Origin of the sequence: Enterobacter sp. 200527-13 (assembly GCF_027924865.1) — a bacterium.
GTDB classification, from domain to species: Bacteria; Pseudomonadota; Gammaproteobacteria; order Enterobacterales; family Enterobacteriaceae; genus Enterobacter; species Enterobacter ludwigii.
Window position 1 is genome coordinate 58,982 of the sequence record NZ_BSCM01000012.1, and the last position, 22,142, is coordinate 81,123.

Annotated in this window: 20 protein-coding genes; 16 read left to right on the forward strand and 4 right to left on the reverse strand. The window is 55.3% G+C overall.

Going from position 1 to position 22,142, the window contains the following annotated elements:
- Positions 1–9 precede the first annotated feature (9 nt).
- Positions 10–2,271 carry a 5-methyltetrahydropteroyltriglutamate--homocysteine S-methyltransferase gene (metE, locus tag QMG44_RS22725; protein WP_086533005.1) on the forward strand — a complete coding sequence of 754 codons (2,262 nt, stop codon included), beginning with the start codon at positions 10–12 and terminating at the stop codon, positions 2,269–2,271.
- 45 nt (positions 2,272–2,316) lie between these two features.
- Here the strand turns inward: metE and QMG44_RS22730 are convergent, their stop codons facing one another.
- The gene (locus tag QMG44_RS22730; RefSeq protein WP_014172118.1) at positions 2,317–3,123 is read right to left on the reverse strand and encodes a dienelactone hydrolase family protein; all 807 of its coding nucleotides are present in this window, start codon (positions 3,121–3,123) and stop codon (positions 2,317–2,319) included.
- 255 nt (positions 3,124–3,378) lie between these two features.
- Here QMG44_RS22730 and udp point away from each other — a divergent pair, with 255 nt between their 5' ends.
- The 9 genes from udp to tatD all read left to right on the forward strand — a co-directional run bounded on the left by udp (position 3,379) and on the right by tatD (position 11,286).
- Positions 3,379–4,140, forward strand: a complete 762-nt coding sequence (udp, locus tag QMG44_RS22735; protein WP_003860792.1) for a uridine phosphorylase — start codon at positions 3,379–3,381, stop codon at positions 4,138–4,140.
- Between the two features lie 136 nt (positions 4,141–4,276).
- Complete coding sequence (rmuC, locus tag QMG44_RS22740) at positions 4,277–5,734, forward strand: DNA recombination protein RmuC (protein WP_281853278.1); 1,458 nt, start codon at positions 4,277–4,279, stop codon at positions 5,732–5,734.
- A gap of 66 nt (positions 5,735–5,800) precedes the next feature.
- A complete protein-coding gene (ubiE, locus tag QMG44_RS22745) occupies positions 5,801–6,556 on the forward strand; it encodes a bifunctional demethylmenaquinone methyltransferase/2-methoxy-6-polyprenyl-1,4-benzoquinol methylase UbiE (protein ID WP_014172115.1) in 756 nt (251 codons plus the stop codon).
- 13 nt (positions 6,557–6,569) lie between these two features.
- On the forward strand, positions 6,570–7,175 hold the full coding sequence (ubiJ, locus tag QMG44_RS22750; protein WP_086533004.1) for a ubiquinone biosynthesis protein UbiJ: 606 nt from the start codon (positions 6,570–6,572) through the stop codon (positions 7,173–7,175).
- Entirely contained in the window at positions 7,172–8,812 is a 1,641-nt protein-coding gene (ubiB, locus tag QMG44_RS22755) for a ubiquinone biosynthesis regulatory protein kinase UbiB (protein ID WP_014172113.1), read from the forward strand. The genes ubiJ and ubiB overlap by 4 nt, the downstream gene beginning before the upstream one ends.
- Before the next feature lie 76 nt (positions 8,813–8,888).
- The gene (gene tatA, locus QMG44_RS22760) at positions 8,889–9,143 is read left to right on the forward strand and encodes a Sec-independent protein translocase subunit TatA (RefSeq protein ID WP_014172112.1); all 255 of its coding nucleotides are present in this window, start codon (positions 8,889–8,891) and stop codon (positions 9,141–9,143) included.
- Between the two features lie 3 nt (positions 9,144–9,146).
- Positions 9,147–9,689: a Sec-independent protein translocase protein TatB gene (gene tatB / locus QMG44_RS22765; RefSeq protein WP_020882873.1), complete on the forward strand. Its 543-nt coding sequence runs from the start codon at positions 9,147–9,149 to the stop codon at positions 9,687–9,689.
- Between the two features lie 2 nt (positions 9,690–9,691).
- Entirely contained in the window at positions 9,692–10,462 is a 771-nt protein-coding gene (gene tatC / locus QMG44_RS22770; RefSeq protein WP_014172110.1) for a Sec-independent protein translocase subunit TatC, read from the forward strand.
- Between the two features lie 41 nt (positions 10,463–10,503).
- Complete coding sequence (gene tatD, locus QMG44_RS22775; RefSeq protein WP_020882872.1) at positions 10,504–11,286, forward strand: 3'-5' ssDNA/RNA exonuclease TatD; 783 nt, start codon at positions 10,504–10,506, stop codon at positions 11,284–11,286.
- On the opposite strand, the gene rfaH is transcribed toward tatD, so the two are convergent.
- A complete protein-coding gene (gene rfaH, locus QMG44_RS22780) occupies positions 11,283–11,774 on the reverse strand; it encodes a transcription/translation regulatory transformer protein RfaH (protein ID WP_020882871.1) in 492 nt (163 codons plus the stop codon). The two genes, tatD and rfaH, sit on opposite strands and share 4 nt — an antisense overlap.
- Positions 11,775–11,944: 170 nt before the next feature.
- Here rfaH and ubiD point away from each other — a divergent pair, with 170 nt between their 5' ends.
- Together ubiD and fre are read left to right on the forward strand one after the other, a co-directional pair.
- Positions 11,945–13,450, forward strand: coding sequence for a 4-hydroxy-3-polyprenylbenzoate decarboxylase (ubiD, locus tag QMG44_RS22785; RefSeq protein ID WP_014172107.1), 1,506 nt, complete (start codon positions 11,945–11,947; stop codon positions 13,448–13,450).
- 30 nt (positions 13,451–13,480) lie between these two features.
- Positions 13,481–14,182, forward strand: a complete 702-nt coding sequence (gene fre / locus QMG44_RS22790; RefSeq protein ID WP_014172106.1) for an NAD(P)H-flavin reductase — start codon at positions 13,481–13,483, stop codon at positions 14,180–14,182.
- A 182-nt stretch (positions 14,183–14,364) separates the two neighbouring features.
- Here the strand turns inward: fre and fadA are convergent, their stop codons facing one another.
- Positions 14,365–15,528 (reverse strand): acetyl-CoA C-acyltransferase FadA, encoded by a 1,164-nt coding sequence (fadA, locus tag QMG44_RS22795; protein ID WP_044866329.1) that lies wholly within the window; start codon positions 15,526–15,528, stop codon positions 14,365–14,367.
- 9 nt (positions 15,529–15,537) lie between these two features.
- Entirely contained in the window at positions 15,538–17,727 is a 2,190-nt protein-coding gene (fadB, locus tag QMG44_RS22800; RefSeq protein ID WP_086533003.1) for a fatty acid oxidation complex subunit alpha FadB, read from the reverse strand.
- Positions 17,728–17,917: 190 nt separating this feature from the next.
- On the opposite strand from fadB, the gene pepQ reads away from it, so the two are divergent.
- Genes pepQ through hemG form a run of 4 tightly spaced genes read left to right on the forward strand, consistent with a single transcriptional unit; the run spans position 17,918 to position 21,912 of the window.
- Complete coding sequence (gene pepQ / locus QMG44_RS22805; protein WP_025202792.1) at positions 17,918–19,249, forward strand: Xaa-Pro dipeptidase; 1,332 nt, start codon at positions 17,918–17,920, stop codon at positions 19,247–19,249.
- Positions 19,249–19,863, forward strand: coding sequence for an IMPACT family protein (locus tag QMG44_RS22810; RefSeq protein ID WP_020882868.1), 615 nt, complete (start codon positions 19,249–19,251; stop codon positions 19,861–19,863). The genes pepQ and QMG44_RS22810 overlap by 1 nt, the downstream gene beginning before the upstream one ends.
- Before the next feature lie 41 nt (positions 19,864–19,904).
- Positions 19,905–21,356, forward strand: a complete 1,452-nt coding sequence (gene trkH, locus QMG44_RS22815; RefSeq protein ID WP_014172101.1) for a Trk system potassium transporter TrkH — start codon at positions 19,905–19,907, stop codon at positions 21,354–21,356.
- A 10-nt stretch (positions 21,357–21,366) separates the two neighbouring features.
- The gene (gene hemG, locus QMG44_RS22820) at positions 21,367–21,912 is read left to right on the forward strand and encodes a menaquinone-dependent protoporphyrinogen IX dehydrogenase (RefSeq protein ID WP_020882866.1); all 546 of its coding nucleotides are present in this window, start codon (positions 21,367–21,369) and stop codon (positions 21,910–21,912) included.
- Positions 21,913–22,142 lie beyond the last annotated feature (230 nt).

A 22,142-nucleotide genomic window follows, 5' to 3' on the forward strand; every position in this document is an offset into this window, starting at 1 on the left:
GGACACACCATGACAATTCGTAATCACACTCTCGGTTTCCCTCGCGTTGGCCTTCGCCGCGAGCTGAAAAAAGCGCAGGAAAGTTACTGGGCAGGTACCTCTGGCCGTGAAGAATTGCTGGCAGTGGGCCGCGAACTGCGTGCGCGCCACTGGGAACAGCAAAAGCAGGCGGGCATTGATCTGCTGCCCGTGGGCGATTTCGCCTGGTACGACCATGTTCTGACCACCAGCCTGCTGCTTGGCAACGTGCCGGCTCGTCATCAGAACAAAGATGGATCGGTAGATATCGACACCCTGTTCCGCATTGGCCGTGGTCGTGCGCCAACGGGAGAGCCTGCGGCAGCGGCGGAAATGACCAAGTGGTTCAACACCAACTATCACTATATGGTGCCGGAATTTGTGAAAGGCCAGCAGTTCAAACTGAGCTGGACCCAGTTGCTCGACGAAGTCGATGAAGCGCTGGCGCTGGGCCACCAGGTGAAACCGGTACTGCTGGGGCCGGTAACGTATTTGTGGCTGGGTAAAGTGAAAGGCGAGCAGTTTGACCGTCTCAGCCTGCTGAACGATATTCTGCCGGTCTACAAACAGGTGCTGATTGAACTGGGTAAACGCGGAATTCAGTGGGTGCAAATCGATGAGCCTGCGCTGGTGCTGGAGCTGCCGCAGGCGTGGCTGAAAGCGTTTAAACCCGCTTACGATGCCCTTACTGGTCAGGTGAAGCTATTGCTGACCACCTATTTTGAAGGCGTGACGCCGAACCTGAGTACTATTACTGCGCTGCCGGTTCAGGGTCTTCATGTTGACCTGGTCCACGGCAAAGATGACCTGGCCGAACTGCACAAACGTCTGCCCGAAGAGTGGCTACTCTCGGCCGGACTGGTGAATGGCCGTAACGTCTGGCGCGCCGATCTGAGCGAGAAATATGCACAGATTAAAGATATCGTCGGCAAACGTGAGCTGTGGGTGGCCTCCTCCTGCTCTCTGCTGCACAGCCCAATCGATCTGAGTGTGGAAACCCGCCTGGATCCCGAGGTGAAGAGCTGGTTTGCCTTTGCGCTGCAAAAATGTGAAGAGCTGGCGCTGCTGCGTGATGCGTTAAATAGCGGTGACACCACGGCCATTACCGACTGGAGCGCCCCCATTCAGGCGCGTCGTCATTCGGCACGCGTCCACAACCCGGCGGTCGAAAAACGTCTGGCGGCCATTACCGCGCAGGACAGCCAGCGTCAGAGCCCCTATGAGGTGCGTGCCGAAGCCCAGCGTGCCCGCTTCAACCTGCCAGCGTGGCCAACCACCACCATCGGCTCCTTCCCGCAGACGACGGAGATCCGCGGCCTGCGTCTGGATTTCAAAAAAGGCAACCTCGATGCGAATCACTACCGCACCGGCATCGCTGAGCACATCAGACAGGCGATTGTTGAGCAGGAACGTTTAGGTCTGGACGTGCTGGTACACGGTGAAGCCGAGCGTAACGACATGGTGGAATACTTCGGCGAACATCTGGACGGTTTCGTCTTTACGCAGAACGGTTGGGTGCAGAGCTATGGTTCCCGCTGTGTGAAGCCACCGGTGGTGATTGGTGACGTCAGCCGCCCGCAAGCGATCACCGTAGAGTGGGCAAAATTCGCCCAGTCCCTGACCGACAAACCGGTGAAAGGGATGCTGACCGGCCCGGTGACGATCCTCTGCTGGTCCTTCCCGCGTGAAGATGTGACCCGTGAAACCATCGCCAAACAGATTGCGCTCGCGCTGCGTGATGAAGTGGCCGATCTGGAAGCGGCGGGTATTGGCATCATCCAGATTGATGAACCGGCGCTACGCGAAGGTTTGCCGCTGCGTCGCAGTGACTGGGATGCTTATCTGAAGTGGGGTGTGGATGCTTTCCGCCTCAACGCCGCGGTCGCGAAAGACGACACGCAGATCCACACCCACATGTGTTACTGTGAATTTAACGACATTATGGATTCGATTGCCGCGCTGGATGCCGACGTGATCACCATCGAAACGTCGCGTTCAGACATGGAACTGCTGGAGTCCTTCGAAGCGTTCGAGTATCCAAACGAAATTGGGCCGGGTGTCTACGACATCCACTCCCCGAACGTACCGAGCGTGGAGTGGATTGAGAGCCTGCTGAAAAAAGCCGCCCAGCGGATCCCGGCTGAGCGCCTGTGGGTCAACCCGGACTGCGGACTGAAAACCCGCGGCTGGCCGGAGACCCGCGAGGCACTCGCGAACATGGTCAGGGCGGCGCAGAATTTGCGTCAGGCCTGATAAATCCGAAGCCCGGCAAGGCGTAGCCGCGACCGGGCTTTTGTTTTACGCTTTTTTCCCGCCGTACTGGCTGAACCATGCCAGCATCCGCTGCCAGCCATCTTTAGCCGATTCTGCGTGATAGCTCGGACGATAGTCGGCATTAAAGGCGTGGCCGGCATCCGGATAAACAATGATTTCAGCTTTTGCATTGGCTGCGCGGAGCGCATGGCGCATGGTCTCTACCGTATCAAGCGGGATCCCGGTGTCCTGGCCGCCATACAGCCCTAAGACTGGGGCATTTAACTCGGTGGCGATATCAACGGGATGCTTAGGCGAGTTCAGCGTTTTCTCCCCCACCAGTTTGCCGTACCAGGCAACGGCGGCTTTAAGCTGCGGATTATGTGCGGCATACAGCCAGCTGATACGTCCTCCCCAGCAGAAACCCGTCACCATCAGACGATGTGCGTCGCCGCCATTGCGCGCAGCCCAACTGGCCACGTGGTCCAGATCGGCCAGTACCTGTGCATCCGGCACTTTGCTGACCAGGTTGCTGAACAGCGTCGGTATATCGCTGTAGTCGTTCGGATCGCCCTGACGGAAATAGAGCTCTGGCGCAACGGCCAGATAACCTTCCAGCGCCAGACGGCGGCAAAGGTCGCGAATATGTTCGTGAACGCCGAAAATTTCCTGAACCACAATCACGATGGGCAGCGGGCCGTCGGCCGATTTTGGCCGCGCGTGGTAAGCAGGCATATTCTCCCCCTGCGAGGGGATGGAGGTCTCACCTGCCGTAATGGCCTCTTCAGGTGTTGAGACGATGGTTGATGCATGAGGGGCCGCTGCAGGTGCAAAACCGGTTTTTTCAGTCATGGCATTCTCCGTACCAATGAGTTAGCGCAAAGGTAAATATAGTCACCAGGTTAACAATTCACAGTGCCTGAAACGGTCTATCTTTTGTGCAGCACCTGACGATATAACTTGTTAATGTGATGTGAATCACTATTTCATGGAAATTTACTGCAATCATTTTCATTCATGGTGAGATGTGTCACGTAATTCTGCTTACTGCTTCTGTAAAGTACCTTTTTACTTCTTCTGACTAACCGACCCACAGAGGAGTCACCTATGTCTAAGTCTGATGTTTTTCATCTCGGCCTCACTAAAAACGATTTACAAGGGGCTACGCTGGCTATCGTCCCGGGCGATCCTGAGCGTGTGGAAAAGATCGCCGCGCTGATGGATAAGCCGGTTAAGCTTGCTGCCCATCGTGAATTCACCACCTGGCGCGCTGAGCTGGATGGCAAAGCGGTGATCGTCTGTTCTACCGGTATCGGTGGCCCGTCCACCTCAATTGCTGTTGAAGAGCTGGCGCAGCTGGGCATTCGTACTTTCCTGCGTATCGGGACTACCGGTGCCATTCAGCCGCATATCAACGTTGGCGACGTGCTGGTGACAACCGCTTCCGTGCGTCTGGACGGCGCGAGTCTGCACTTTGCCCCTATGGAATTCCCGGCGGTGGCGGATTTCGAATGCACCACCGCACTGGTTGAAGCCGCGAAATCCGTTGGCGCAACCACCCACGTAGGCGTGACCGCCTCTTCTGATACCTTCTACCCAGGCCAGGAGCGTTATGACACCTTCTCCGGCCGCGTGGTAAGCCGTTTCAAAGGTTCTATGGAAGAGTGGCAGTCTATGGGCGTAATGAATTACGAAATGGAATCTGCAACCTTGCTGACCATGTGCGCAAGCCAGGGTCTGCGTGCCGGTATGGTGGCGGGCGTTATCGTCAACCGTACCCAGCAGGAGATCCCGAACGCGGAAACCATGAAGCAGACCGAAAGTCATGCTGTGAAAATCGTGGTTGAAGCAGCGCGTCGCCTGATCTAATCCCTTCTTATACGAAAAAGGCCGACCCGTTCGGCCTTTTTTTTGCGTAGCGCCTCGCAGGAAAACCCTTTCAAACTGGACGTTTATACAGCACAATTCTATTTTGTGCAGGTAATACGTTGATGCAGGGGGCATTGTGGATATCTCAATCCTGATTTATGCAGTGATTGCGCTGGTGGGCGTGGGGGCAGGCTGGCTGATTTCCAGCTACCAGCACGCGCAACAAAAGGCCGATCAGCTGGCCGAGCGCGAAGAGATAGTCGCCGATTTAAGCGCGGCAAAACAGCAGGTTGCGCTGAGCGAACACTGGCGTGACGAATGCGAACTGCTCAACAACGAGCTGCGTAATCTTCGCGATATCAACACCTCGCTGGAGGCCGATCTCCGCGAAGTGACTACCCGCCTCGAATCCACCCAGCTGCATGCGGAAGATAAAATCCGCCAGATGATGAACAGCGAGCAACGCCTCAGCGAGCAGTTCGAGAACCTCGCGAACCGCATTTTTGAGCACAGCAACCGCCGCGTAGACGAACAAAACCGTCAAAGCCTGAATAGCCTGCTAACGCCCCTGCGTGAACAGCTGGACGGCTTTCGTCGTCAGGTACAGGACAGCTTTGGCCAGGAGGCTCGCGAGCGGCACACGCTGGCGCATGAAATTCGTAATCTTCAGCAGCTGAATGCGCAAATGGCGCAGGAAGCGGTCAACCTGACCCGTGCGCTGAAGGGCGATAACAAAACCCAGGGCAACTGGGGGGAAGTGGTGCTGACCCGCGTGCTGGAGGCCTCTGGCCTGCGGGAAGGGTATGAATACGAAACGCAGGTGAGTATCGAGAACGATGCCCGCTCGCGTATGCAGCCTGATGTGATTGTGCGGCTCCCGCAGGGTAAAGATGTGGTGATAGACGCCAAAATGACGCTGGTGGCTTATGAGCGCTATTTCAATGCGGAAGATGACTACACCCGCGAGTCGGCGCTGCAGGAGCACATCGCCTCCGTGCGTAACCACATTCGTCTGCTGGGCAGAAAAGACTACCAGCAGTTACCCGGCCTGCGCTCACTGGATTACGTCCTGATGTTTATTCCGGTTGAACCCGCGTTCTTGCTGGCGCTCGACAGACAGCCTGAACTGATTACCGAAGCCCTAAAAAATAACATTATGCTGGTGAGCCCCACCACGCTGCTGGTGGCATTGCGCACCATTGCCAACCTGTGGCGCTATGAACATCAGAGCCGTAATGCGCAGCAGATTGCCGATCGCGCCAGCAAGCTTTACGACAAAATGCGCCTCTTTGTGGATGATATGTCCTCGGTCGGGCAAAGCCTTGAACGCGCCCAGGATAACTATCGCCAGGCGATGAAAAAACTCTCTTCCGGGCGTGGCAACTTACTGGCGCAGGCCGAAGCGTTTCGTTCCCTGGGTGTGGAGGTGAAGCGCGAGATTAATCCGGAATTAGTTGAGCAGGCCACCGCCCAGGATGAAGAGTTTCGCCTGCGCGAAGGCGCTGGCGAACAAAAGACAAACAGTGAAGACAATACGTTAGCGACAGATTTAACGTCAGACGAGCGTCCGGCACGTTTCTTTCGCGAAGGTTGAAACGTAGGGCAAACGCGCCCAATCTGTTACACTTCACGAACATTTTACTGATAAGCAGGCTCTGAGATGGTTGACGATTCACAAGACACGACGCACTTTGGCTTTCAGACTGTCGCCAAAGCGCAGAAAGCTGATATGGTGGCCCACGTATTTCATTCCGTGGCGGCGAAGTACGATGTGATGAATGACTTGATGTCGTTCGGCATTCATCGCTTGTGGAAGCGCTTCACCATCGACTGTAGCGGTGTGCGTCGTGGACAAACGGTACTGGATTTAGCCGGCGGTACAGGCGATTTGACAGCAAAATTCTCCCGTCTGGTGGGCGAAACCGGTCGCGTTGTTCTGGCAGATATTAACGACTCAATGCTCAAAATGGGACGTGAGAAGCTGCGTAACATCGGCGTGGTAGGTAATGTCGAGTATGTGCAGGCGAACGCCGAAGCGCTGCCTTTCCCGGATAATACCTTTGACTGCATCACTATCTCCTTCGGCCTGCGTAACGTCACCGATAAAGAAAAAGCGCTGCGCTCCATGTACCGCGTGTTAAAGCCGGGTGGACGCCTGCTGGTGCTCGAATTCTCCAAACCGATTCTTGAGCCGTTAAGCAAAGCTTACGACGCATACTCATTCCATGTGCTGCCGCGCATTGGTGAGCTGGTGGCAAACGACGCGGAAAGCTATCGGTACCTGGCGGAATCTATCCGTATGCACCCGGATCAGGACACCTTAAAGGCCATGATGCAGGATGCGGAATTCGAGAACGTTGAGTATTTCAACATGACGGCAGGTGTCGTCGCGCTGCATCGCGGTTATAAGTTCTGAGTGGAGGTTTCCCGTGCCCTTTAAACCCTTTGTCACCGCAGGCATCGAGAATGTCCTGAATGCCTTTCTTTACCGCGCACCGGCGCTAAAAGCCGCACGTCAGCGGCTTAACGGCAAGGTGCTGCGAGTTGTTCTGAAAGAGTTCTCGACGCCGCTTGTGCTGGTTTTCAGTGAACGCCAGCTTGACGTTCTGGGTGAGTGGGAAGGTGAAGCCGACTGCTCCGTGATTACGCACATGAGCGTGCTGCCAAAATTACGTGACCGTCAGCAGCTTACGACGCTTATCCGCAGCGGTGAGCTGGAAGTGGAAGGCGACATTCAGGTCGTACAGAATTTCGTTGCGCTCAGCGATCTGGCCGAGTTTGACCCGGCGGAGCTGCTTGCGCCTTTCATTGGCGACATTGCTGCCGAAGGGATCGGTAAAGCCATTCATGGCGGTACGGCTTTTCTACGCAAGAGTCTGCAACGACAGCAACGCTATGCGGCGGAAGTGCTGACTGAAGAGTGGCGTATGGCCCCTGGCGCGCTTGAAGTTGCATGGTTTGCGGAAGAGACCGCAGCGGTTGAACGCGCGGTGGATGCCTTAACCAAACGGCTGGAAAAACTGGAGGGCAAATGACGCCTGGTGAAATTCGGCGCCTCTATTTTATCGTCCACACCTTTTTGAGTTACGGGCTCGACGAGCTTATCCCCAAAATGCGTATCACGCTGCTGCTTCGCATCTGGCGGCGGATGTTGTTCTGGATGCCTAATCGTCATAAAGATCAGCCGCTGGGTGAACGTCTTCGCCTGGCGCTCCAGGAGCTGGGCCCGGTATGGATTAAATTCGGGCAAATGCTCTCGACTCGCCGCGATCTTTTCCCGCCGCAGATTGCCGATGAACTGGCACTGCTGCAGGACCGCGTTGCACCGTTTGACGGTGTGAGAGCGAAAAAACAGATCGAAGAGGCGATGGGCAATATTCCTGTCGAGACCTGGTTTGACGATTTCGAAATAGAACCTCTTGCTTCAGCCTCTATCGCCCAGGTGCATACAGCCCGTCTGAAAGAGAACGGCAAAGAGGTGGTTATCAAAGTGATCCGCCCGGACATCCTGCCGGTAATCCGAGCGGACATGAAGCTTATCTATCGGCTTGCACGCTGGGTTCCGCGCCTGCTCCCCGACGGACGCCGTCTGCGCCCAATGGAAGTTGTGCGGGAGTATGAAAAAACGCTGATTGATGAATTAAACCTGCTGCGTGAATCGGCAAATGCCATCCAGCTGCGCCGGAACTTTGAAAACAGCCCGATGCTCTATGTGCCTGAAGTGTATTCGGACTACTGCAGCCAGAACATGATGGTAATGGAGCGGATTTACGGTATTCCGGTCTCGGATGTTGCAGCCCTGGAAAAGCAGGGAACCAACATGAAGCTGCTGGCCGAGCGTGGTGTACAGGTCTTCTTTACCCAGGTATTCCGCGACAGCTTTTTCCACGCGGACATGCACCCGGGGAATATCTTCGTCAGTTATGAGCACCCGGAAGACCCGAAATATATCGGTATTGACTGCGGTATTGTGGGCTCGCTGAACAAAGAAGATAAGCGCTATCTCGCTGAGAACTTCATCGCCTTCTTTAACCGTGATTACCGCAAGGTGGCCGAGCTGCACGTTGATTCTGGCTGGGTTCCGCCGGACACCAACGTCGAAGAATTTGAGTTTGCTATCCGTACCGTCTGCGAGCCGATTTTTGAAAAGCCGCTGGCAGAAATTTCCTTCGGACACGTATTGCTGAACCTGTTTAACACGGCACGCCGCTTCAACATGGAAGTGCAGCCACAGTTAGTTTTACTCCAGAAAACATTACTTTACGTTGAAGGTGTAGGTCGACAGCTCTATCCTCAGTTAGACTTATGGAAGACTGCGAAACCTTTCCTTGAATCCTGGATTAAGGATCAGGTGGGCATTCCGGCGCTGGTGCGCTCTATTAAAGAGAAAGGCCCGTTCTGGATAGAAAAAATGCCTGATATTCCTGAACTGATTTACGACAGTTTGCGTCAGAGCAAGAACCTTCAGCACAGCATGGATAAAATCGCCCGCGAGCTTCAGTCCAGCCGTGTTCGACAGGGGCAGTCGCGCTATCTCTTTGGCATTGGAGCAACGCTGCTGCTGAGTGGTACGCTGTTACTGATCACTCGCCCTGACTGGCAGATGATGCCCGCCTGGCTGATGGCTGGCGGTGTTGTGGTCTGGCTCGCCGGCTGGAGAAAAACGCGCTGATTTTGCGTCGCTATCGACGGGTCGCCTACGTATAATGCGACCTGACTCATTAATCATCTATCCCTGAGGTACATGTATGGGTGGTATCAGTATCTGGCAATTGTTGATCATTGCCGTCATCGTCGTGCTGCTGTTTGGCACGAAAAAGCTCGGTTCTATCGGCTCCGATCTGGGCGCGTCTATCAAAGGCTTCAAGAAAGCGATGAGCGATGATGAGAGCAAGCAGGATAAAACCAGCCAGGATGCTGACTTTACTGCTAAATCCATCTCCGAAAAGCAGGAAGAGGCGAAAAAAGAAGACGCTAAACGCCACGATAAAGAGCAGGTGTAATTCGTGTTCGACATTGGTTTTAGTGAGCTGCTGCTGGTCTTTGTGATTGGCCTGATAGTGTTAGGACCCCAGCGTCTGCCGGTGGCGGTGAAAACCGTTGTGGGCTGGGTACGCGCGCTGAGATCGCTGGCTTCGACCGTACAAAATGAGCTGGCGCAGGAACTTAAGCTGCAGGAGTTTCAGGAAAGCCTGAAAAAGGTGGAAAAGGCGAGCATGGATAACCTGACGCCTGAACTGAAAGCCTCAATGGATGAACTGCGTGAAGCGGCAGAATCCATGAAGCGCTCCTACAGCGTCAACGATCCTGAAAAGGCGAGCGATGAAGCCAACACCATCCACAACCCGGTGGTGAAGGACAGCGAAGCGCAGCGCGAGGGCGTTACGCCTGCCAGCGCGGAGCATCAGGCTACCGCGCCTGAACAAACGCCGCAGGAATCTGAACCGAAAAAACAGGCGCAGCCGGAAGCACCGGTGGTAAAAGCGGCTGACGTTAAGCCTGCCGCGCCTGTTTCCGAATCATCCCCCTCGTCGAGTGATAAAGCGTAAACATGGCAGTAGATGATACCCAACCGCTGATTACGCACCTCATAGAGCTGCGTAAGCGCCTGTTAAACTGCATTATCGCGGTTTTCCTCATTTTCTTATGCCTGGTCTATTTCGCCAATGATATCTACCAGGTTGTCTCTGCGCCGCTGATCAAGCAGATGCCGCTGGGGGCAACGATGATCGCAACGGACGTTGCATCACCGTTCTTTACCCCTATTAAGCTCACCTTCTGGGTATCGCTGATTGCCTCTGCGCCGGTCATTCTTTATCAGGTGTGGGCGTTTGTGGCGCCAGCGCTGTACAAGCATGAACGCAAGCTGGTTATCCCGCTGCTGGTATCCAGCTCGCTGCTGTTCTATATCGGCATGGCGTTCGCCTACTTTGTTGTCTTCCCGCTGGCCTTTGGCTTCCTGACGCATACCGCGCCGGAAGGGGTTCAGGTGTCGACGGATATCGCCAGCTACCTCAGCTTTGTGATGGCGCTGTTTATGGCGTTCGGTGTGGCATTCGAAGTGCCGGTAGCCATTGTGCTGCTTTGCTGGGTAGGAGTGACGACCCCTGATGACCTGCGTAAGAAGCGCCCGTATATCCTGGTCGGCGCGTTTGTGGTTGGCATGCTGCTCACACCACCTGACGTCTTCTCACAAACACTGCTGGCAATACCGATGTATTGTCTGTTTGAAGTCGGCGTATTCTTCTCGCGTTTCTACGTGGGAAAAGGGCGTCGGTCGGATGACGAAGACGATACGTCGGAAAAGACCACTGAAGAGTAAAACCAGCCGCCCGTCAGGGCGGTTGTGCTATGGGGAATCGCATGTTTGATATCGGACTCAACCTGACCAGCTCGCAGTTTGCGAAAGACTGCGATGAGGTCGTCGCGCGTGCTTTTGCCGCCGGGGTGAAAGGGCTGCTCCTGACGGGAACCAACCTGCATGAAAGCGAGCAGGCGCAGCAGCTTGCTCAACGCTATGATCGCTGCTGGTCAACCGCTGGCGTGCATCCTCATGACAGCAGCCAGTGGACGCCGCAGAGCGCTGAAATCATACACAGGCTGGCGAAAACCACTGAAGTCGTGGCCATTGGCGAATGTGGTCTCGATTTCAACCGTAACTTTTCCACGCCAGCCGAACAGGAAAATGCCTTCACCGCCCAGCTCGCCCTGGCAGCAGAGCTTGGAATGCCTGTGTTTATGCACTGCCGTGACGCGCATGAGCGCTTCCTCGCCTTACTGGAACCCTGGCTCGATAAACTGCCCGGGGCGGTACTGCACTGCTTTACCGGTTCACGGCAGGAGGCGCTGGATTGTCTGGAACGCGGGTTATATCTGGGCATTACCGGCTGGGTTTGCGATGAACGTCGCGGGCTTGAGCTTCGCGAGCTGTTGCCGGTGATCCCGGCGGACCGCTTGCTTGTTGAAACCGACGCACCTTATCTGCTGCCGCGAGATATGCAACCCAAACCGGCTTCTCGACGTAACGAACCGGCCTATCTGGGGCATATTCTTGAGAGCGTAGCGCGCTGGCGCGGAGAAGACCCGCACTGGCTGTGCGCACAGACGGATGACAACGTGCGTCGCCTGTTCGGGATAGACGTTTAAACTTTGCGGAAGTCGGTGTTTTTCACGCTCTGCAATACCTGCTTATTCAGCAGGTTGAGCAACAGCATGGAGCGTGCTTCACCGTCAGGCTCGGCGAAAATCGCCTGTAAGCCCTCGAAAGCCCCTTCAGTGATGACGACGCTGTCGCCTGCGTAGGGGGTTTCCGGATCGGTGATGCCTTCAGGTTGCTGGTACACCGAAAGCTGATGAATCACCGTTGACGGGACCGTGGCCGGGTGAGCGCCAAAACGCACAAAGTGGCTGACACCGCGTGTGGCGCTGATGGTCGTGGTGTGAATCACTTCCGGGTCGAACTCAACGAACAGATAGTTCGGGAATAATGGCTCACTAACGGTCGTGCGCTTCCCGCGCTGCATTTTTTCAAGCGTGATCACGGGTGTCAGGCAATTTACAGACTGACGTTCAAGATGTTCCTGCGCGCGCTGAAGTTGCCCGCGTTTGCAATACAGTAAATACCAGGCCTGCATAATCACTCTTTCCCTTAGTTCGGGGCGCAAGCATATCAAAACCCTGGCGGGATCGCTAAGTTGATTATAATGGGGGAAAAGGGAACAGAATGCATAAGTTCACGCTAATTTAACAAAATTACAGCATCAAGCAGGCTTACGCCGTATAATGAAGCGCTTACAGAGAGGCCATGACTAACTGCATGAAATACCACGATCTCCGCGACTTCCTGACGCTGCTGGAAAAGCAGGGCGAACTCAAACGCATTACACTTCCTGTTGATCCTTATCTGGAAATGACAGAAATTGCTGACCGCACCCTGCGTGCCGGTGGCCCCGCTTTACTGTTTGAAAACCCCAAAGGGTATTCGATGCCGGTGCTGTGCAACCTGTTTGGCACACCGCGCCGTGTGGCGTTGGGGATGGGACAGGAGGACGTCACGGCGCTGCGTGAAGTGGGTAAACTGCTGGCGTTTCTGAAAGAGCCAGAGCCACCGAAAGGTTTCCGCGATCTGTTCGATAAACTGCCGCAGTTTAAGCAGGTGCTAAACATGCCAACCAAACGTCTGCGCGGCGCACCGTGTCAGCAGAAAGTGCTGGAAGGCGATGCGGTGGATCTGACAAAAATTCCTGTCATGCAATGCTGGCCTGAAGATGCTGCGCCGCTTATCACCTGGGGGCTCACCGTCACGCGTGGTCCGCACAAAGAGCGACAAAATCTGGGTATTTACCGCCAGCAGCTGATTGGCAAGAATAAGCTCATCATGCGCTGGTTGTCACATCGTGGCGGTGCCCTGGATTTCCAGGAGTGGTGTGCTGAACACCCGGGCGAGCGTTTCCCGGTTTCCGTTGCGTTAGGCGCCGATCCGGCCACGATTCTGGGGGCGGTAACGCCAGTGCCGGATACGCTGTCCGAATATGCCTTTGCAGGCCTGCTGCGCGGAACCAAAACCGAAGTCGTGAAGTGTATTTCTAATGACCTTGAAGTTCCTGCCAGCGCGGAGATCGTTCTGGAAGGTTACCTTGAGCAGGGCGAAATGGCACCGGAAGGGCCATACGGTGACCACACCGGCTATTACAACGAAGTTGATAACTTCCCGGTGTTTACCGTCACGCACATCACCCAGCGTGAAGATGCGATTTACCACTCCACCTATACCGGACGTCCACCGGATGAACCGGCGGTACTGGGAGTGGCGCTGAACGAAGTGTTTGTGCCGATCCTGCAAAAGCAGTTCCCGGAAATTGTTGATTTTTACCTGCCGCCGGAAGGGTGTTCGTATCGCCTGGCGGTGGTGACGATGAAGAAGCAATATCCTGGTCACGCTAAACGCGTGATGATGGGCGTATGGTCTTTCCTGCGCCAGTTTATGTATACCAAATTTGTTATTGTCTGCGATGATGATGTTAACGCCCGCGACTGGAATGACGTTATCTGGGCCATTACTACGCGAATGGATCCGGCGCGCGATACGGTGTTAGTCGAAAACACGCCGATAGATTATCTGGATTTTGCCTCGCCGGTCTCCGGCCTTGGCTCAAAAATGGGACTGGATGCCACAAACAAATGGCCCGGCGAAACCGAGCGTGAATGGGGTCGACCGATCAAAAAAGATCCTGCCGTGACCGCGCGCATTGACGCGATCTGGGATGAACTGGCCATAATGAATAACGGTAAACCTGAAACAGGCCGTTAAGCCCTATAGACTTCACGACAGAGAGAGCGAATGACAACCTTAAGCTGTAAAGTGACCTCGGTAGATGCTATCACCGACACCGTATATCGCGTCCGTTTAGTACCTGAAGCGGCATTCTCTTTCCGCGCCGGTCAGTACTTGATGGTCGTGATGGATGAGCGTGATAAGCGTCCCTTCTCTATGGCTTCTACGCCAGCAGAGCAGGAATTTATTGAGCTTCATATTGGTGCGTCTGAGCTTAACCTGTATGCGATGGCCGTCATGGATCGCATTCTGAAAGAACGTGAAATCGTGGTGGATATTCCTCATGGTGATGCCTGGCTGCGTGAAGATGAAGACCGTCCGCTGATCCTGATTGCGGGGGGAACGGGTTTCTCTTACGTGCGCTCTATCCTGCTGACGGCCCTGGCGCGTAACCCGGATCGCGATATCACCATCTACTGGGGCGGCCGCGAAGAGAAACATCTCTACGACCTGTCTGAACTGGAAGCATTAAGCGTCAATCATCCACACCTGCGCATTGAGCCGGTGGTGGAGCAGCCTGAAGAGGGCTGGCGTGGGCGCAGCGGTACGGTACTGACGGCGGTGCTGCAGGATCACGGCACGCTGGCGGGACATGATATCTATATTGCTGGCCGTTTTGAGATGGCGAAAATTGCCCGTGATCTGTTCTGCAACGAACGTGACGCGCGTGAAGACCGTCTCTTCGGCGATGCGTTCGCGTTCATTTAAATAAAAAACCCGCCCCTGACAGGCGGGAAGAACGGCAACTAAACTTTATCTCTTCGCCACTGGCGCCATAACTGCGTTGGCTGCGCGTGCTCACCCGAATCCCTTACTTCCGTAAGCGCATCGGGTGCCGCTCGCGTGCCGCCGTGTTCTGGCGACACTGGCTGTAAGAACCCCTCGAAGAGTTACACTCGCTCAAATACCGTCGCGATACCCTGACCCAGCCCTATACACATCGTCGCCAGACCAAACTGAGCGTCTTTGCGTTCCATCAGGTTAATCAGCGTGGTGCTGATGCGTGCCCCGGAACAACCCAGCGGGTGGCCGAGGGCGATCGCGCCGCCATTGAGGTTAATCTTGTCGTCTATCTGATCCATCAGACCCAGATCTTTGATGCACGGCAGGATCTGCGCGGCAAAGGCTTCGTTCATCTCAAACAGATCGATATCACTGGTGGTTAAGCCTGCTTTTTTCAGCGCCAGCTTCGAGGCCGGCACCGGACCGTAACCCATAATGGACGGATCGCAACCCACCACCGCCATCGAACGCACCCGGGCGCGAGGCGTCAGGCCTAACTCGCGGGCACGGCTTTCACTCATCACCAGCATCGCGGCGGCCCCGTCAGATAGGGCAGACGAGGTGCCTGCCGTTACCGTACCGGTGACCGGGTCAAACGCCGGGCGCAGCGTAGAAAGGGTTTCTACAGTGGTTTCCGGGCGAATCACTTCATCGTAGTTGAACTGCTTCAAAACGCCGTCAGCATCGTGACCACCGGTTGGGATGATCTCATGCTTAAACGCGCCGGACTGCGTTGCGGCCCAGGCGCGTGCGTGGGAGCGCGCAGCAAAGGTATCCTGCATTTCGCGGCTGATGCCGTGGAGGCGGGAAAGCATCTCAGCGGTCAGGCCCATCATTCCCGCCGCTTTCGCCACGTTACGGCTCATACCCGGGTGGAAATCAACCCCGTGGCTCATCGGCACGTGGCCCATGTGCTCCACGCCGCCGACCAGACAGGCCTGTGCATCACCGGTCATGATCATGCGTGCCGCGTCGTGCAGCGCCTGCATTGACGAACCACACAGACGGTTAACGGTCACCGCCGGAACTGAATGCGGGATCTCCGCCAGCAGCGAAGCGTTACGGGCGATGTTAAAGCCCTGTTCGAGGGTTTGTTGTACACAGCCCCAGTAAATATCGTCGAGCGCAGCGGGATCCAGTGCCGGGTTACGCGCCAGCAGGCTACGCATCAGGTGCGCGGAGAGGTCTTCCGCGCGCACATTACGGAATGCACCGCCTTTTGAACGGCCCATCGGGGTGCGAATCGCATCAACAATGACAACCTTTTCCATTGTGACTCCTTAAGCCGTTTTCAGCTCGCCAACCGGACGGGCTGGCTCAACTGCTGGGTAATAGGGTTCGTTATGGCGCGCTTTGTTACGCAGACCTTCCGGCACGTCATACAGCGGGCCGAGGTGCTGGTACTGCTGAGCCATATCGAGATAACGGGCGCTGCCGAGCGTATCCAGCCAGCGGAACGCGCCGCCGTGGAACGGAGGGAAGCCGAGGCCGTACACCAGTGCCATATCCGCTTCTGCCGGGCTGGCGATAATGCCTTCTTCCAGACAACGCACCACTTCGTTGATCATTGGAATCATCATTCGGGCGATGATTTCATCGTCGGTGAAGTCACGTTTCGGCTGGCTGACGTCGGCCAGCAGGCCATCCACCGCCGCGTCTTCTTCTTTCTTCGGTTTACCTTTGCTGTCTTCTTTATAGCGCCAGAAGCCCAGGCCGTTTTTCTGACCAAAGCGGCTGGCGTCAAACAGGGCGTCAATCGCGTCGCGGTAATCTTTCTGCATGCGCTGCGGGAAGCCTGCCGCCATCACCGCCTGGGCGTGGTGTGCGGTGTCAATGCCGACCACATCCAGCAGATACGCCGGACCCATCGGCCAGCCGAACTGTTTTTCCATCACTTTGTCGACTTTGCGGAAATCCGCACCGTCGCGCAGGAGCTGGCTGAAACCGGCGAAGTACGGGAACAGCACGCGGTTGACGAAGAAGCCCGGACAATCGTTGACCACGATCGGGGTTTTGCCCATTTTGCTGGCCCATGCCACGACTTTGGCGATCGTTTCGTCAGAGGTTTTTTCCCCACGGATCACTTCGACAAGTGGCATACGGTGCACCGGGTTAAAGAAGTGCATACCGCAGAAGTTTTCCGGGCGCTTCAGAACGCCTGCCAGTTCGCTAATCGGGATGGTGGAGGTGTTTGAGGCCAGTACGGTATCAGGACGAACCTTCTCTTCGGTTTCCGCCAGCACCGCTTTTTTGACTTTCGGGTTCTCAACGACCGCTTCAACGACCACATCCACACGGTCGAAACCGCTATAGTCCAGGGTCGGGTGGATTGTCGAGATCACCCCTGAGAGTTTCAGACCGTCAATTTTGCCGCGTTCCAGCTGTTTATTCAGCAGCTTGGCCGCTTCGGTCATGCCCAGCGTCAGGGATTTCTCGTTGATGTCTTTCATCACCACAGGCACGCCTTTCCAGGCCGACTGATAAGCGATGCCGCCGCCCATAATGCCTGCACCGAGTACCGCCGCCTGTTTTGGCGTCTCAACATTTTTGGTCAGCTGTTTCGCCTTACCTTTCACAAATTGATCGTTCAGGAAGATGCCCACCAGTGCGCGAGCTTCATTAGTGTGCGCCAGCGGAACAAAGCTTTGGTTTTCCAGTTTCAGCGCTTCATCACGGCCAAAGCGGGCTGCGGCTTCAATCGTTTTAACGGCGGTAATGGGCGCGGGGTAGTGTTTGCCTGCCGTCTGCATCACCATCCCTTTGGCGATGGTGAAGCTCATGGCGGCTTCAATTTTGCTGAGTTTCAACGTTTCCAGCTTCGGCTGACGTTTGGCTTTCCAGTCGAGGTCACCATTAATGGCCTGGTGCAGAATGGCGAGGGAGCCTTCAATCAGTTTTTCTGGTTTAACCACACCGTCCACCAGGCCTATTTTCTGTGCCTGTTCCGCCCCGACATCTTTACCGGCGGCGATGATCTCCAGGGCGCTATCGGCACCCAGCATACGTGGCATACGTACGGAACCGCCAAAGCCTGGCATGATGCCCAGCTTTGTTTCCGGCAGGCCGATGCGCAGGTCTGGCGTGGCCAGACGATAGTCGGTTGCCAGCACGCACTCGCAGCCGCCGCCCAGCGCGTAGCCGTTAACGGCGGAGACTGTCGGAACAGGCAGATCTTCCAGACGATTAAAGACGCTGTTGGCAAAGTGCAGCCACTGGCTCAGCTGTTCTTCCGGGACCTGGAACAGTGAAAGGAATTCGGTGATATCTGCACCGACAATAAAAGCCGCTTTGTTTGAGCGCAGCAGCAGTCCTTTTAATTCAGATTGTTTTTCAAGCACATCCAGCGCCTGGCCAAGACTGGCCACCGTCGCGGTATCAAGCTTGTTGACTGAGCCGGGGGCATCGAACACCAGTTCGGCAATGCCATCTTCCAGCCAGTTGAGGTACAGGGTGTCGCCTTTGTAGAGCATGTCAGTCTCCTGAATCCAGCAAGTGGATCTGGTCATACCAGATGAGACGGAGTGTGGGATTTATGTTAATAAAATGCAAATTTCTCATTAAGAAATTGCTGCATTGATCACGGTCGGTGGAAATCACGCAGTCGGAGTCAGGTGTGCTAAGATGCGATGACTTGAGCTCAGAAAAATGAAAGGAAGAAAGATGGACTCACTGGCTTCGCTTTATAAAAATCATATCGTTACCCTACAGGAACGTACCCGTGATGTACTGGCGCGCTTTAAGCTGGATGCGCTGTTAATCCACTCCGGAGAGCTGATTAACACCTTCCTGGATGACCATGCGTATCCGTTTAAGGTCAACCCGCAGTTCAAAGCTTGGGTGCCGGTCACGCAGGTCCCAAATTGCTGGTTGCTGGTGGACGGGGTGAACAAGCCGAAACTGTGGTTCTATTTGCCTGTCGATTACTGGCACAACGTTGAGCCGCTGCCGACCAGCTTCTGGACGGAAGAAGTGGACGTTATCGCTTTACCAAAAGCCGATGGCATTGGCAGCCTCTTGCCAGCCGGGCGCGGCAATATTGCTTATATTGGCCCGGTTCCTGAGCGTGCGCTCGGTCTGGATATTCCGGCGGATAAACTCAATCCGAAAGGGGTTCTGGATTATCTGCACTACTATCGCGCTTATAAGACCGACTACGAACTTTACTGCATGCGTGAAGCGCAAAAAACGGCGGTAAATGGTCACCGTGCTGCGCATGAAGCGTTCCAGTCTGGCATGAGCGAGTTCGATATTAACCAGGCGTATCTGACCGCCACCGGCCACCGTGACACTGATGTCCCTTACAGCAACATCGTCGCGCTGAATGAGCATGCGTCCGTTCTGCACTACACCAGGCTCGATCACCAGGTGCCATCCGAGTTGCGCAGCTTCCTGTTGGACGCTGGGGCAGAGTACAACGGCTATGCGGCCGACCTGACCCGCACCTGGGCGGCAAATGCGGATACCGATTTTGCACAGCTGATTAAAGACGTTAACGATGAGCAACTGGCGCTTATTGGCACCATGAAAGCGGGAACCAGCTATGTGGATTACCACATCCAGTTCCATCAGCGCATCGCTAAACTGCTGCGTAAGCACCAGATCGTGAAAGACATGAGCGAAGAGGCGATGGTGGAAAACGATCTGACCGGGCCGTTCATGCCGCACGGTATTGGTCACCCGCTGGGCCTGCAGGTTCATGATGTTGCCGGTTTTATGCAGGACGATACCGGTACGCACCTGGCCGCGCCGTCTAAATATCCTTACCTGCGCTGCACGCGTATTCTTGAGCCGCGTATGGTGCTGACCATCGAGCCGGGTATCTACTTTATCGAATCGCTGTTAGCGCCATGGCGTGAAGGCCCGTTCAGCAAGCACTTCAACTGGGACAAAATTGAAGCGCTGAAACCGTTTGGCGGTATTCGTATCGAAGACAACGTGGTGATCCACGAAAACGGTATTGAGAATATGACGCGAGACCTGAAGCTGGCCTGATGGATAGCTGGCTGATACCGGCTGAACCGGTCACCTTTGTTGAGGAAATTAAGAAGAGCCGATTCATTACGCTGCTGGCACATACCGACGGCGTTGAGGCGGCAAAAGCGTTTGTTGAGTCCGTTCGCGCGCAGCACCCTGACGCACGTCACCATTGCGTGGCGTGGGTGGCAGGACCGCCGAACGATTCACAACAGCTGGGGTTTTCCGATGACGGTGAACCGGCAGGCACAGCCGGTAAACCCATGCTCTCCCAGTTGATGGGCAGCGGCGTGGGTGAAATCACCGCCGTGGTCGTTCGCTACTACGGCGGTATCTTATTAGGCACGGGTGGACTGGTTAAAGCGTATGGCGGTGGGGTTCAGCAGGCACTGAATATGCTGATTACCACCCGCAAAACGCCGCTCACCGAATATACTTTACTGTGCGATTACGGCCAGTTATCCGGCATTGAGGCATTGCTAAAGCAGTTTAACGGCGTCATCGCGCACAGTGACTATCAGGCAATGGTGCAACTGCGCGTGGCGCTTCCGCAGGCGGAACTGGCTGCTTTTTCAGCAAAGCTGGCGGATTTTAGTCGCGGTTCGTTGCAATTGCTGCCGATTGAAGAATAATCCCCACCTCACTTTTTTGAATACCAAAGGAAGCGGCAGAGATGCATTTTCGTGCCATTACCCGAATCGTTGGACTGCTGGTCATACTTTTTTCCGGGACGATGATTCTCCCAGGACTGGTAGCGCTTATTTACCGGGACGGCGCGGGGCGGGCATTTACCCAGACCTTCTTTGTCGCGCTGGCGATTGGCTCACTGCTGTGGTGGCCAAACCGTCGTCAAAAGGGTGAGCTGAAATCTCGCGAAGGGTTTCTGATTGTTGTTCTGTTCTGGACAGTGCTGGGAAGCGTGGGTGCGCTACCCTTTATCTTCTCTGAGCAGCCTAATCTGACCGTCACGGATGCGTTTTTTGAATCGTTCTCGGGTTTAACGACGACCGGGGCGACCACGCTGGTCGGGCTGGATTCCTTACCGCATGCCATTCTCTTTTATCGCCAGATGCTGCAATGGTTCGGGGGGATGGGGATCATCGTCCTGGCAGTGGCCATCCTGCCTATTCTCGGCGTCGGGGGGATGCAGCTTTACCGTGCGGAAATGCCGGGCCCACTGAAAGATAACAAGATGCGCCCGCGCATAGCCGAGACGGCGAAAACCCTGTGGCTTATCTATGTCTTGCTGACGATTGCCTGTGCGTTAGCGTTATGGTTTGCCGGGATGCCTGCATTCGACGCTATCGGGCACAGCTTTGCGACGATCGCCATCGGCGGGTTCTCGACCCACGATGCCAGTGTGGGTTACTTCGACAGCCCCACCATTAACACGATCATTGCCATCTTCCTGCTGATTTCCGGCTGTAACTACGGTCTGCACTTCTCCTTACTCAGCGGGCGTAGCCTGAAGGTGTACTGGCGTGACCCGGAGTTTCGCATGTTCATTGGTGTCCAGCTTACGCTGGTCATCATCTGTACCGTGGTGTTGTGGTTCCACGATGTCTATAACTCCGCGTTGACTACGTTAAATCAGGCGTTCTTCCAGGTGGTGTCGATGGCAACCACCGCCGGTTTTACAACGGACAGTATTGCGCGCTGGCCGCTGTTCCTGCCGGTACTGCTGCTGTGTTCTGCGTTCATCGGGGGGTGTGCGGGGTCGACGGGCGGTGGCCTGAAGGTGATCCGTATTCTGCTGTTGTTTAAGCAGGGGAACCGTGAACTTAAACGTCTGGTCCACCCGAACGCGGTTTACAGCATCAAACTGGGTAACCGTGCCCTGCCGGAACGTATTCTTGAAGCGGTGTGGGGGTTCTTCTCGGCCTATGCGCTGGTCTTCATCGTCAGTATGCTGGCGATTATCGCGACGGGGGTGGATGATTTCTCTGCCTTTGCTTCCGTCGTAGCAACGTTGAATAACCTCGGGCCTGGCCTGGGGGTTGTGGCGGATAACTTTGCCAGTATGAACCCGGTCGCGAAATGGATCCTCATCGCCAACATGCTGTTTGGTCGTCTGGAGGTCTTTACGCTGCTGGTGCTGTTCACCCCAACATTCTGGCGCGAGTAAGGAGTCGTCGGTGAAAACACTTATTCTTTTCTCTACGCGGGATGGGCAAACGCGTGAGATTGCCTCATATCTGGCTTCAGAATTAAAAGAGCTGGGGATTTACTCTGATGTGGTGAACCTGAACCGCACGGAGCAGATAGCCTGGCAGGATTACGACCGTGTGGTTATTGGCGCGTCTATTCGTTACGGGCATTTCCATCCGGCGCTGGATCGTTTTGTGAAAAAGCATACGGCAGTGCTCAATAAACTGCCCGGGGCTTTTTACTCGGTCAATCTGGTGGCGCGTAAACCTGAGAAACGTACGCCGCAGACCAACAGCTATACGCGCAAGTTTCTGTTGAGCTCTCCGTGGCAGCCGGACATCAGCGCCGTCTTTGCCGGCGCGCTGCGTTATCCGCGCTATCGCTGGTATGACCGCTTTATGATTCGCCTCATTATGAAGATGACCGGCGGCGAAACCGATACGCGTAAAGAGGTGGTGTATACCGACTGGTCGCAGGTCGCCAGTTTTGCGCGGGAGATCGCACATTTATCAGGCGATTCGCGGCTTAAATAGGCGTGACGTTTGAAAAGTGAGCGAACGAAAAGTTTTTTGTATTTTGTGCTTGTCACTTCAGAATAACTCCCTATAATGCGCCTCCACTGACACGGAACAACGGCACACACGCCGCCGGGTTAGCGGGGTTCAGAGATGAACACCAACAGAGACAAGCGAAAATAAATGCTTGACTCTGAAGCGGGAAAGCGTAATATGCACACCCCGCGCCGCAGCGAAAACGAAGCGGC

Bases quoted from the DNA above. Each gene is read 5' to 3' on its own strand.
- fre (WP_014172106.1), top strand. From the start codon at position 13,481: ATGACAACCTTAAGCTGTAAAGTGACCTCGGTAGATGCTATCACCGAC.
- fadA (WP_044866329.1), bottom strand. From the start codon at position 15,528: ATGGAAAAGGTTGTCATTGTTGATGCGATTCGCACCCCGATGGGCCGT.
- QMG44_RS22730 (WP_014172118.1), bottom strand. From the start codon at position 3,123: ATGACTGAAAAAACCGGTTTTGCACCTGCAGCGGCCCCTCATGCATCA.
- fadB (WP_086533003.1), bottom strand. From the start codon at position 17,727: ATGCTCTACAAAGGCGACACCCTGTACCTCAACTGGCTGGAAGATGGC.
- ubiB (WP_014172113.1), top strand. From the start codon at position 7,172: ATGACGCCTGGTGAAATTCGGCGCCTCTATTTTATCGTCCACACCTTT.
- pepQ (WP_025202792.1), top strand. From the start codon at position 17,918: ATGGACTCACTGGCTTCGCTTTATAAAAATCATATCGTTACCCTACAG.
- tatD (WP_020882872.1), top strand. From the start codon at position 10,504: ATGTTTGATATCGGACTCAACCTGACCAGCTCGCAGTTTGCGAAAGAC.
- ubiD (WP_014172107.1), top strand. From the start codon at position 11,945: ATGACTAACTGCATGAAATACCACGATCTCCGCGACTTCCTGACGCTG.
- ubiE (WP_014172115.1), top strand. From the start codon at position 5,801: ATGGTTGACGATTCACAAGACACGACGCACTTTGGCTTTCAGACTGTC.
- metE (WP_086533005.1), top strand. From the start codon at position 10: ATGACAATTCGTAATCACACTCTCGGTTTCCCTCGCGTTGGCCTTCGC.
- tatC (WP_014172110.1), top strand. From the start codon at position 9,692: ATGGCAGTAGATGATACCCAACCGCTGATTACGCACCTCATAGAGCTG.
- rfaH (WP_020882871.1), bottom strand. From the start codon at position 11,774: ATGCAGGCCTGGTATTTACTGTATTGCAAACGCGGGCAACTTCAGCGC.
- tatA (WP_014172112.1), top strand. From the start codon at position 8,889: ATGGGTGGTATCAGTATCTGGCAATTGTTGATCATTGCCGTCATCGTC.
- trkH (WP_014172101.1), top strand. From the start codon at position 19,905: ATGCATTTTCGTGCCATTACCCGAATCGTTGGACTGCTGGTCATACTT.
- udp (WP_003860792.1), top strand. From the start codon at position 3,379: ATGTCTAAGTCTGATGTTTTTCATCTCGGCCTCACTAAAAACGATTTA.
- QMG44_RS22810 (WP_020882868.1), top strand. From the start codon at position 19,249: ATGGATAGCTGGCTGATACCGGCTGAACCGGTCACCTTTGTTGAGGAA.